At 40.0% G+C, this 12,301-nt stretch carries 10 protein-coding genes and 1 tRNA gene; 10 read left to right on the forward strand and 1 reads right to left on the reverse strand.

Translation table 11 applies throughout. The annotated features are described in order from the left end of the window. Positions 1-7: 7 nt before the first annotated feature. From murA to B7699_RS02085, 4 genes are all read left to right on the forward strand, one after another. A complete protein-coding gene (gene murA / locus B7699_RS02070; protein WP_084927001.1) occupies positions 8-1,291 on the forward strand; it encodes a UDP-N-acetylglucosamine 1-carboxyvinyltransferase in 1,284 nt (427 codons plus the stop codon). Then, complete coding sequence (locus B7699_RS02075) at positions 1,284-1,472, forward strand: DNA-directed RNA polymerase subunit beta (protein ID WP_050234055.1); 189 nt, start codon at positions 1,284-1,286, stop codon at positions 1,470-1,472. Before murA ends, B7699_RS02075 begins: the two co-directional genes overlap by 8 nt. Positions 1,473-1,510: 38 nt before the next feature. Continuing rightward, complete coding sequence (locus B7699_RS02080; protein WP_084927002.1) at positions 1,511-2,335, forward strand: DNA/RNA non-specific endonuclease; 825 nt, start codon at positions 1,511-1,513, stop codon at positions 2,333-2,335. 274 nt (positions 2,336-2,609) lie between these two features. Then, a complete protein-coding gene (locus B7699_RS02085; RefSeq protein WP_000390027.1) occupies positions 2,610-3,941 on the forward strand; it encodes a hemolysin family protein in 1,332 nt (443 codons plus the stop codon). 196 nt (positions 3,942-4,137) lie between these two features. Here B7699_RS02085 and B7699_RS02095 read toward each other — a convergent pair. Next, positions 4,138-4,208: transfer RNA gene (locus tag B7699_RS02095), tRNA-Cys, on the reverse strand. Between the two features lie 161 nt (positions 4,209-4,369). On the opposite strand from B7699_RS02095, the gene B7699_RS02100 reads away from it, so the two are divergent. The 6 genes from B7699_RS02100 to B7699_RS02125 all read left to right on the forward strand — a co-directional run bounded on the left by B7699_RS02100 (position 4,370) and on the right by B7699_RS02125 (position 12,292). Beyond that, positions 4,370-6,358: a peptide ABC transporter substrate-binding protein gene (locus tag B7699_RS02100; RefSeq protein WP_084927003.1), complete on the forward strand. Its 1,989-nt coding sequence runs from the start codon at positions 4,370-4,372 to the stop codon at positions 6,356-6,358. Between the two features lie 66 nt (positions 6,359-6,424). Next, positions 6,425-7,921, forward strand: a complete 1,497-nt coding sequence (locus B7699_RS02105) for an ABC transporter permease (RefSeq protein ID WP_020902008.1) — start codon at positions 6,425-6,427, stop codon at positions 7,919-7,921. Next, positions 7,921-8,847: an oligopeptide ABC transporter permease OppC gene (gene oppC / locus B7699_RS02110; RefSeq protein WP_004255894.1), complete on the forward strand. Its 927-nt coding sequence runs from the start codon at positions 7,921-7,923 to the stop codon at positions 8,845-8,847. The genes B7699_RS02105 and oppC overlap by 1 nt, the downstream gene beginning before the upstream one ends. 8 nt (positions 8,848-8,855) lie before the next feature. Further along, entirely contained in the window at positions 8,856-9,923 is a 1,068-nt protein-coding gene (locus B7699_RS02115; protein WP_084927004.1) for an ABC transporter ATP-binding protein, read from the forward strand. Between the two features lie 10 nt (positions 9,924-9,933). After that, positions 9,934-10,860: an ATP-binding cassette domain-containing protein gene (locus tag B7699_RS02120; protein ID WP_001291284.1), complete on the forward strand. Its 927-nt coding sequence runs from the start codon at positions 9,934-9,936 to the stop codon at positions 10,858-10,860. Between the two features lie 454 nt (positions 10,861-11,314). Then, on the forward strand, positions 11,315-12,292 hold the full coding sequence (locus B7699_RS02125; RefSeq protein WP_024057377.1) for an ABC transporter substrate-binding protein: 978 nt from the start codon (positions 11,315-11,317) through the stop codon (positions 12,290-12,292). Positions 12,293-12,301: the final 9 nt, after the last annotated feature.

Genomic DNA, 12,301 nt, shown 5'->3' on the forward strand with positions numbered 1-12,301 from the left:
AATAAGTATGGAAAAAATTGTGGTTCAAGGTGGCGATAATCGTCTGGTAGGAAGTGTTACGATCGAAGGAGCAAAGAATGCAGTCTTGCCTTTGTTGGCAGCGACTATTCTAGCAAGTGAAGGAAAGACCGTCTTGCAGAATGTTCCTATCTTGTCAGATGTTTTCACTATGAATCAGGTGGTTCGTGGTTTGAATGCCAAGGTGGATTTTAATGAAGAAGCTCATCTTGTTGAGGTGGACGCGACTGGTGATATCACTGAGGAAGCTCCTTACAAGTATGTCAGCAAGATGCGTGCATCTATCGTTGTCTTGGGACCAATTCTTGCCCGTGTAGGTCATGCTAAGGTATCCATGCCAGGTGGTTGTACGATTGGTAGCCGCCCTATTGATCTTCATTTGAAAGGTCTAGAAGCTATGGGGGCTAAGATTAGTCAGACAGCTGGTTACATCGAAGCCAAGGCTGATCGCTTACATGGAGCTCATATCTATATGGATTTCCCAAGTGTTGGTGCTACTCAGAACTTGATGATGGCAGCGACCCTAGCTGATGGGGTGACAGTGATTGAAAATGCTGCGCGTGAGCCTGAGATTGTTGACTTAGCCATTCTCCTCAATGAAATGGGAGCTAAGGTTAAGGGTGCTGGTACAGAGACCATTACCATTACCGGTGTTGAGAAACTTCATGGTACGACTCACAATGTAGTCCAAGACCGTATCGAAGCAGGAACCTTTATGGTAGCTGCTGCCATGACTGGTGGTGATGTCTTGATTAAAGACGCTGTCTGGGAGCACAACCGTCCCTTGATTGCCAAATTGCTTGAAATGGGAGTGGAAGTGACAGAGGAGACTGAAGGAATTCGAGTTCGCTCTCAACTAGAAAATTTAAAAGCTGTTCATGTGAAAACCTTGCCCCACCCAGGATTTCCAACAGATATGCAGGCTCAATTTACAGCCTTGATGACCGTCGCAAAAGGGGAATCAACTATGATAGAGACAGTTTTTGAAAATCGTTTCCAACATCTAGAAGAAATGCGTCGCATGGGCTTGCACTCTGAGATTATCCGTGATACAGCTCGTATTGTTGGTGGACAGGCTTTGCAGGGAGCAGAAGTTCTTTCAACTGACCTTCGTGCCAGTGCAGCCTTGATTTTGACAGGTTTGGTAGCACAAGGAGAAACTGTAGTTGGTAAATTGGTTCACTTGGATAGAGGTTACTACCGTTTCCATGAGAAGTTGGCGCAGCTAGGTGCTAAGATTCAGCGGATTGAGGCAAGTGATGAAGATGAATAAGAAATCAAGCTACGTAATCAAGCGTTTACTTCTAGTCATCATAGTACTGATTTTAGGGGTTTTAGCCCTAGGAATCGGTCTAATGGTAGGCTATGGAATCTTGGGCAAGGGTCAAGACCCATGGGCTATCCTGTCTCCAGCAAAATGGCAGGAATTGATTCATAAATTTACAGGAAATTAGGCTGGGAGACCAGCCTTTTTCTAAAGATAAGGAGAAATATGAACAAAAAAACAAGACAGACACTGATTGGCTTGCTAGTGTTATTGCTCTTATCAGCGGGGAGCTATTATATTAAGCAGACTGAACTAGGCAATCAGGCTGCTAAGACAAAAATGAGTCAGAAAAGTCAATCACCAGACGCGCCTAGTCAAGAATTGGCAGAAAGTGTCTTAACAGACGCAGTCAAAAGCCAAGTAAAAGGGAGTCTGGAGTGGAACGGATCAGGTGCTTTTATCGTCAATGGTAATAAAACAAACCTAAATGCCAAGGTTTCAAGTAAGCCCTACGCTGATAATAAAACAAAGACAGTGGGCAAGGAAACGGTACCAACCGTAGCAAATGCCCTCTTGTCTAAGGCTACTCGTCAGTACAAGAATCGTGAAGAAACTGGGAATGGTTCGACGTCTTGGACTCCTCCAGGCTGGCATCAGGTTAAGAATCTAAAGGGTACTTATACCCATGCGGTCGATAGAGGTCACTTGTTAGGCTATGCCTTAATCGGTGGCTTGGATGGTTTTGATGCCTCGACAAGCAATCCTAAAAACATTGCTGTTCAAACAGCCTGGGCAAATCAGGCGCAAGCCGAGGATTCGACTGGTCAAAACTACTATGAAAGCATGGTACGTAAGGCCTTGGATAAAAACAAGCGTGTCCGTTACCGTGTAACTCTTTATTATGCTTCAAACGAGGATTTAGTTCCTTCAGCTTCACAGATTGAAGCCAAGTCTTCAGACGGAGAATTGGAATTTAATGTTCTAGTTCCCAATGTTCAAAAGGGGCTTCAACTGGATTACAGAACTGGAGAAGTGACTGTTACTCAGTAAAATACAAAATAAACTCCTATGTCACTTGTCGATATAGGAGTTCTTTCTTACTAGTTTAAGCAGGACTACAATAGATACTGTTACTCAATGAAAATCAAAGAGCAAACTAGGAAGCTAGCCGCAGCTTGCTCAAAGCACAGCTTTGAGGTTGCAGATAAAGCTGACGTGGTTTGAAGAGATTTTCGAAGAGTATGAGAAAAAATAATATGTAATATGTACTAGACTATATTTTGTGATATAATAGAGGATAAGATACTATTTTAGGAGAAGAACTATGGAAGACCCAAGTAGTCAGAATTTGTTGCTACAATTTGTTTTATTGTTTATCTTGACGGTATTAAATGCCTTTTTCTCAGCCACAGAAATGGCCATGGTTTCACTTAACCGTGCGCGGGTTGAACAAAAGGCAGAAGAAGGAGATAGACGCTATATCCGTCTGTTGAAGGTACTAGAAAATCCTAACCACTTTTTATCAACCATTCAAGTAGGGATTACCCTGATTACGATCTTATCAGGGGCGAGTTTGGCAGACACTCTGGGACGAGAAATTGCATCTTGGCTTGGAAATGGTGAAACATCTTATGCCGTTGCAAGTTTTCTGTCTTTAGCATTTTTGACTTATATTTCCATCGTTTTTGGGGAATTGTATCCTAAGAGAATCGCTCTTAATCTAAAGGATGCCTTAGCGATTCGTACAGCGCCAGTTATTATTGGATTGGGGAAACTAGTTAGTCCCTTTGTTTGGCTCTTATCTGCATCTACCAATCTCTTGAGTCGCTTGACTCCTATGACCTTTGACGATGCTGACGAAAAAATGACCCGTGATGAAATTGAGTACATGCTGACAAATAGTGAAGAAACACTAGATGCTGACGAAATTGAAATGTTACAAGGGATTTTTTCACTGGACGAATTAATGGCCAGAGAAGTTATGGTTCCTCGAACAGATGCCTTTATGGTCGATATTCAGGATGATAGTCAAACCATCATCCAAAGTATTTTAAAACAAAATTATTCTCGTATCCCTGTCTATGATGGGGATAAGGATAACGTGATTGGGATCATTCACACCAAGAGTCTCCTTAATGCGGGCTTTGTGGACGGTTTTGACAATATTGTTTGGAAGAAAATCTTACAAGATCCACTTTTTGTTCCTGAAACTATTTTTGTGGATGACTTGTTAAAAGAATTGCGCAATACCCAAAGACAAATGGCAATCTTGCTGGATGAATACGGTGGGATGGCTGGTTTGGTGACCCTAGAAGACCTCTTAGAAGAAATCGTTGGGGAAATCGATGACGAAACAGATAAGGCTGAAATCGAAGTTCATAAAATTGGAGAAGATACTTATATCGTTCAAGGTACCATGAATCTCAATGATTTTAATGACTACTTTGATGTTGAACTGGAAAGTGATGATGTTGATACCATCGCTGGTTACTATTTGACAGGAGTGGGGACCATTCCAACGACTGAGAAACTCAGTTATGAATTAGTCAGCCAAAACAAACAGCTTATCCTAACCAATGATAAAGTGAAAAATGGACGTGTTACCAAGGTAAAAGTCCAAATTACCGAAGTTGAAATAGAAGAAGAAACAGAGTAAACTAGAGGCTTTTGTCACCAGGCGTGACAAAGCTTTTTTCAGTTGATTTCAAAAGGAAATTGTGTCCTCGAAAGACTCAGCCCCAAACTTGCCCCAAAAGTTTTTTAAAGTTATACGTATTTATTCAAGGAAAAAGAAAAAAGCCCTTTAAATTGGGCTTTCTGTTTAAATGAAACCTGATAAATCAAGTTAAAGAAGGCGGTAGACGGATTTGAACCGACGATCAAGCTTTTGCAGAGCCGTGCCTTACCACTTGGCTATACCGCCTTAACGTTTATTATTATACCTTGAAAATGATTTTCAGTCAATAGCTTTTTCAGATTTTTTGTATCAATAAGCCTAAATATTCTGAAAATTCGTTTACTTTTCTTGAAATCTATGATATAATTGATGATAACCTATACTTTATTTATAAGAGGAGTAAATAAATGAAAAAAAGTCAAGTGCTTGCTGTAGCGGGAGCTACCTTATTAGCGTCAGGAGTTCTAGCTGCGTGTTCAAACACTAGTTCAAATAATGCTAAATTAGCAAAAGATTACCAATATGTTTATCAAACAGATCCAGAAACCTTGGATTATATCGTCAGCAATATCGATTCAACATCATTCGTCACAACAAATGCTGTAGATGGTTTGTTGGCTAATGATAAATATGGTAACCTGGTTCCTTCTATTGCTGAATCATGGACAGTTTCAAAAGATGGTTTGACTTATACCTATAAAATCCGTAAGGATGCTAAATGGGTGACAGCAGAGGGAGAAGAATACGCTCCTGTAACTGCTAAAGACTTCGTTACTGGTTTGAAACACGCCGTAGATGGAAAATCAAAAGGACTTTCAATCGTTAGCTCTTCTATTAAGGGATTAGAAGCCTATATCAAGGGTGAAACAAGCGATTTTTCAACCGTTGGAGTAAAAGCGCTTGATGATCAAACACTAGAATATACTTTGAACCAGCCAGAAACTTTCTGGAATGACAAGACCACTAGTGGTATTTTGATGCCGGTTAATGAAGAATTCTTAACTTCAAAAGGGGAAGGTTTTGGTGCCCCAACCGATGCTAACTCTATTCTTTATAACGGTCCATTTGTCTTAAAATCTGTAACTCCAAAATCATCTATCGAGATGGCTAAAAATGATGCTTACTGGGACAAAGAAAATGTAAAAATTGAGAACGTTAAGTTCACTTTCTGGGATGGTAAGGACCAAGATGTGATTGCTAAAGGTTTTGCCGATGGTCAATATAGCAAGGCCCGTATCTTCCCTACAAGTTCTACATATGAAAAATATGCAGCTGACTTTAAAGATAACATTTACTTTAATGAACCAGGTGCGGGTGTTGCAACTGTCAGCTTGAATTATGGCCGTACAACCTATAACCACACTGCCAAAACAAGTGATGCTCAAAAGACATCTACTCAGAAAGCATTGCTAAACAAGGAATTCCGTCAAGCCTTGAACTTTGCTGTCGATCGCAATTCTTACTCAGCTCAAACAAATGGTACTGATGGAGCTGCAGTAGCCATCCGTAATACGTTTGCACCTTATAATCTTCAAGTTGGTAAGAAAACATTTGGTGAATTGGTACAAGATAGCTTGGCTAAGACAAATTCTTCTACTTGGTCAAACGTGTCTCTAGCAGATTCTCAAAATGGACTTTACAATGAAGAAAAAGCGAAAGAAGTCTTTGCTAAAGCAAAATCAAGCCTACAAGTTGAAGGTGTTGAATTCCCAATCCACTTGGATGCCTTGGTTATCCAAGAATCAACAGCGGTTGTAAACCGTGTTCAATCATTGAAACAATCAATTGAAAAAGTATTGGGTTCAGATAATGTTGTTGTAGACTTACAACAAATGACTCAAGCAGAAGCTTTACCAATTTCATTTAGCGCTCCAACAGCTAAAGAGCAAGACTGGGATATCCATACCTTGCTAGGATGGAACCCGGACTATCAAGATCCTTCTACTTTCTTGGATCAATTCGTCCTTAAGGGAGGAAGCACTCGTCTTTACCTTGGTATTGACCAAAACACAGATGCATCAGTAGTAAGCAAACTTGGTTTAGCTGACTATGGAAAATTACTTGATGACGCAAACAGCGAAAACCAAGATGTTCAAAAACGTTATGAAAAATACGCGGTGGCACAAGCTTGGTTGACTGATAATGCTTTGACAATTCCAGTAATGCCTTCTCCTAAAGAAACAGCCGTTTCATATGTTTCAAAAGTTCTACCATTTAGCTCTTCATATTCTGTAGCCGGCCTTAAAGGTGAAAATTCAGGATACTTGAAGTACACTGAAGTTGGTGAAAAAGCAATCACCAAAGAAGAGTATGAAAAAGCTCGTGAAAAATGGTTGAAAGAAAAGACTGAGTCAAACGAGAAAGCTCAAAAAGAATTGGCAAGTCATGTGAAGTAAATAATTTTCAATAGAACTTTCTCTCCATGAGGAGAAGGTTCTTTTGGGATTTTTAAAGGAAATGATATGAAAAAATATATTTTTATGCGTGTTTTGCGGTCATTGGTTTCTATCTTCTTAGTAACAACCTTGACTTACACGATTATCTATACAATGGTTCCTCGAAAATTGATTTTCAAACAGGATACCAACTATAACAAGATTGCTACAACTGCTGATAAACGTGATAACTATGAGAATACCGTTTATGAGCGTATGGGCTATATCGAGTACTACGATACCAAAGAGTTGCAAGAAAAAGCTAGCCAGATGGATGCTTCTGTAACAGTTGAAGCCAATGATACCAACAAGGCTATCTATGAAAAATACATCAAACAAATCGGTCATGGTTGGACCCTGGGAGAATTTACTGAAAGTGGCCAATTCTACGCTACACGTGAAATTCCAATTTTTGAACGTGTGTTTAAATTCTATGCAAACTTGCTTGATATCGACCACACAAACAAGATTCAGGACCCAGAAAATCCAAATTTGGAGCGTTATTTGCGTTTTGAAAATGATCCCGCTATCGGCTGGTCTCTGGTAGGTTCAGGGACTAAACACAAGTACCTCTTGTACTTCAATAGTCAGTTCCCATTTGTTCACCAAAACTTTGTGAACTTGAATTTGGGTGATTCATATCCAACTTATGCTAATACTCCTGTGCTTCAAGTTATCACACAAGGACAAGGTCAAACTAAGACATCAGAAGTGCAATTCCCAACTGGTAAGAAAACATCTTCAGTTAATATCTACTCAAGAACCTACAAATCGCCTAGTCAGGCTGATTCTCGTGAAGTAGCTAACTATGGGAAAGATGACCCATATACTGCAACTGAAAGCAACTACCAATATCCTTCTATGATTGCTAGCTCTGCAGTCGTTGGATTGATTGGTTTGGTGATTTCTTATGCGATTGCCGTGCCACTTGGTTCAGCTATGGCTCGCTTCAAGAATACTTGGATTGATAGCTTCTCAACAGGTTTTTTGACCTTCTTGATGGCCCTTCCAACCATTGCCTTGGTTTACATTGTTCGTTTGATTGGATCATCAATTGGTCTTCCAGATTCATTCCCTATCTTGGGTGCTGGAGATTGGCGTTCGTATGTTTTACCAGCAGTTATCCTTGGTTTATTGGGTGCTCCTGGTACAGCTATTTGGATTCGTCGTTACATGATTGACTTGCAATCACAGGACTTTGTTCGTTTTGCTCGTGCAAAAGGTTTGTCTGAAAAAGAAATTTCAAACAAACACATCTTTAAAAATGCCATGGTTCCGCTGGTTTCAGGAATTCCTGGTGCTGTTATCGGGGTTATCGGTGGTGCAACCCTTACTGAAACAGTCTTCGCTTTCCCAGGTATGGGTAAAATGTTGATTGACTCTGTAAAAGCATCTAATAACTCTATGGTCGTAGGTCTTGTCTTCATCTTTACATGTATTTCTATCTTCTCACTTCTTTTGGGAGATATTTGGATGACTATTATTGACCCACGTATTAAATTGACTGAGAAAGGAGGCAAATAATGTCTACAATCGATAAAGAAAAATTTCAGTTCGTAAAACGTGACGATTTTGCCTCTGAAGCCATTGATGCGCCAGCCTATTCATACTGGGGCTCAGTGTTTAGACAATTTATGAAGAAGAAATCAACTGTAGTCATGTTGGGAATCTTGGTAGCTATCATTTTGATGAGTTTCATCTACCCAATGTTTTCTAAGTTTGATTTCAATGATGTCAGCAAAGTAAACGACTTTAGTGCTCGTTATATCAAGCCAAATGCTGAGCATTGGTTCGGTACAGACAGTAACGGTAAATCTCTCTTTGACGGTGTCTGGTTCGGAGCTCGTAACTCTATCCTCATTTCTGTGATTGCGACAGTGATTAACTTGGTTATCGGTGTTTTTGTCGGTGGTATTTGGGGAATTTCAAAATCAGTTGACCGTGTGATGATGGAAGTTTATAATGTCATCTCAAACATCCCATCTCTTTTGATTGTCATTGTCTTGACTTACTCAATCGGAGCTGGATTCTGGAATCTGATTTTTGCTATGAGTGTGACTACTTGGATTGGTATTGCTTACTCAATTCGTATTCAGATCATGCGTTATCGTGACTTGGAGTATAACCTTGCTTCACGTACACTTGGAACACCAACCTTTAAGATTGTTGTAAAAAACATTATGCCACAATTGGTATCTGTTATCGTTACGACGACATCTCAAATGCTTCCAGCCTTTATCTCATACGAAGCTTTCCTTTCATTCTTTGGACTTGGATTGCCGATTACAGTTCCAAGTTTAGGTCGTTTGATTTCAGATTACTCTCAGAACGTAACGACAAATGCATACCTCTTCTGGATTCCATTGACAACTCTTGTCTTGGTATCCTTATCCCTTTTCGTAGTTGGTCAAAACTTAGCGGATGCTAGTGATCCACGTACACATAGATAGGAGTAGAAATGACAAAAGAAAAAAATGTAATTTTGACTGCTCGCGATATTGTCGTGGAATTTGACGTTCGTGACAAAGTATTGACAGCCATTCGCGGCGTTTCCCTTGAACTAGTTGAAGGAGAAGTATTAGCCTTGGTAGGTGAGTCAGGATCAGGAAAATCTGTTTTGACAAAGACTTTCACAGGTATGCTTGAAGAAAATGGTCGCATTGCCCAAGGTGGCATTGACTACCGTGGTCAAGATTTGACAGCTTTATCTTCTCACAAGGATTGGGAACAAATTCGTGGCGCTAAGATTGCGACTATCTTCCAAGATCCAATGACTAGTTTGGACCCAATTAAAACAATTGGTAGTCAGATTACAGAAGTTATTGTAAAACACCAAGGAAAAACAGCTAAAGAAGCGAAAGAATTGGCCATTGACTACATGAATAAGGTTGGGATTCCAGATGCAGATAGACGTTTTGATGAATACCCATTCCAATATTCTGGAGGAATGCGTCAACGTATCGTTATTGCGATTGCTCTTGCCTGCCGACCTGATGTCTTGATTTGTGATGAGCCAACGACTGCCTTGGATGTGACCATCCAAGCTCAGATTATTGATTTGTTGAAATCTTTACAAAACGAGTACCATTTCACAACAATCTTTATCACCCACGACCTTGGTGTGGTGGCAAGTATTGCAGATAAGGTAGCGGTTATGTATGCAGGAGAAATCGTTGAGTATGGAACTGTTGAGGAAGTCTTCTATGACCCTCGCCATCCATATACATGGAGTCTCTTGTCTAGCTTGCCTCAGCTTGCTGATGATAAAGGGGATCTTTACTCAATCCCAGGAACACCTCCGTCACTTTATACTGACCTGAAAGGGGATGCCTTTGCCTTGCGTTCTGACTATGCAATGCAAATTGACTTCGAACAAAAAGCTCCTCAATTCTCAGTATCAGAGACACATTGGGCTAAAACTTGGCTACTTCATGAGGATGCTCCAAAAGTAGAAAAACCAGCTGTGATTGCAAATCTCCATGATAAGATTCGTGAAAAAATGGGATTTGCCCATCTGGCTGACTAGGAGGAAGGAAATGTCTGAAAAATTAGTAGAAATCAAAGATTTAGAAATTTCCTTCGGTGAAGGAAGTAAGAAGTTTGTCGCAGTTAAAAATGCTAACTTCTTTATCAACAAGGGAGAAACTTTCTCGCTTGTAGGTGAGTCAGGTAGTGGGAAAACAACTATTGGTCGTGCCATCATCGGTCTTAATGATACAAGTAATGGGGATATCATTTTTGATGGTCAAAAGATTAATGGTAAGAAATCGCGTGAACAAGCTGCAGAATTGATTCGTCGTATCCAGATGATTTTTCAAGATCCTGCCGCAAGTTTGAATGAACGTGCGACTGTTGATTATATTATTTCTGAAGGTCTTTACAATCATCATCTGTTCAAGGATGAAGAAGAACGTAAAGAGAAAGTTAAAAATATTATCCGTGAAGTGGGGCTTCTTGCTGAGCACTTGACTCGTTACCCTCATGAATTCTCAGGTGGTCAACGTCAACGTATCGGTATTGCCCGTGCCTTGGTCATGCAACCAGACTTTGTTATTGCGGATGAGCCCATTTCAGCCTTGGACGTTTCTGTGCGTGCTCAAGTCTTGAACTTGCTCAAAAAATTCCAAAAAGAACTTGGTTTGACCTATCTCTTCATCGCCCATGACTTGTCTGTCGTTCGCTTTATTTCAGATCGTATCGCAGTTATTTACAAGGGTGTTATTGTAGAGGTTGCAGAAACAGAAGAATTGTTTAACAATCCAATTCATCCATATACTCAAGCCTTGCTTTCAGCGGTACCAATCCCAGATCCAATCTTGGAACGTAAGAAGGTCTTGAAGGTTTACGACCCAAGTCAACACGACTATGAGACTGATAAGCCATCTATGGTAGAAATCCGTCCAGGTCACTATGTTTGGGCTAACCAAGCCGAATTAGCGCGTTACCAACAAGGGTTAAACTAATAATGGTTTTATAATTTCCATATCAATTTTTATGGGAATTATAAACCTTTTTTTGTTGGACTGATTTGAAAAAATCTTTGAAAGTATCCTGAAAGAATTTTCGAAAAATTTTAAAAAATTCTGAAATATTCTTGACAGCTGATGAAAAAGGTGGTAAGATAGGAAACATCAAAAAAGAAAGCAGAAAAAGAAATGAATAAGAGACAAGCTGTAACGATGAATCAAAACTTTTACTTTAGCTACTTTAGATAGTGTTTGTAGACATGTCACCATGGATGCAAACAGTTCAAGCAATTTGTTTGTATCTATGTGGCTAAGATTTTTGATTGTGGTCCATATAGATGAATATCTAAATGGACTAGCTAAGTTGTAACTTGTTAGCTTATTTCAAGCATCCGTTTAGATATTATCTAGGCGGTTTTTTGTTTTATCTTTTCTGAGAAGGAGTTTCATTATGAAAGTTGTTCGAAAATTACTAGCCCCTCTCTTGGTAGTGGGGATTCTCTTGACCTCTCTGATTAGTTTGCATCAGTTGAAGGCAGATAAGAAAAAAGATGTGTTTCGTATCGGTATTTCGCAATTTATTACCCACCAGTCCTTAGACGCTACTAGAGAAGGGTTTGTGGATGAGCTTGCCAAGCAAGGCTATGCTGAAGGGAAAAATATCGAGATTGATTTGCAAAATGCACAGGGAGAACAACGAAACCTAAAAACGATTTCCCAGCAACTAGCAGAATCTAGTGATGTCGTTCTAGCTATCGCAACGCCTTCTGCTCAGAGCTTGGCTAATACAACACAAACGACACCGGTTATCTTTTCAGCTGTAACAGACCCTGTCAGTGCCAAGTTGGTAGAGTCAAGAGAGCATCCTGGGGGCAATGTAACTGGAACAAGTGATCAGTCATCAGATGCTATCTCAACCCAAATCAATTTGATAAAGAAAGTGTTGCCAAAAGCTAAAACAATTGGAATCCTCTATACTCAGAGCGAGCCAAACTCAGTTGTCCAAAAGGATGAAGCTAAGCGACTTCTGGAAGAAAAAGGCTTTACCGTTGTTGAAAAAACAATCTTGGACAGTAACAATGTCAAAGCGGCAGCAGAGAGTTTGATGGCAGAAGTGGATATGGTTTTTGTACCAACGGACAATATCATTTCGTCAACCATGGAAACAGTTAAGCAGGTTTCTATTAAACACAAGGTTCCAGTATTCGGTGGCTCAACGGAAATGATTGCGGTTGGTGGTTTGTATAACTACGGTACCAATTATGAAGAATTGGGACGGCAGACAGCCCGCATGTTGATTCGTGTCTTAAAAGGTGAGAAACCAGAAAATATAGCAGTTGAGTTGCCTGAAAAACTGGAATTGCATACCAATCAAGAAATGGCAGATGCACTAGGAATTGATATTAGTAAGTTGGAAAGCAAGGAATAGGGAGGTTTA

This window comes from Streptococcus mitis (assembly GCF_002096835.1).
In the GTDB taxonomy this organism is placed as follows: Bacteria; Bacillota; Bacilli; order Lactobacillales; family Streptococcaceae; genus Streptococcus; species Streptococcus mitis_W.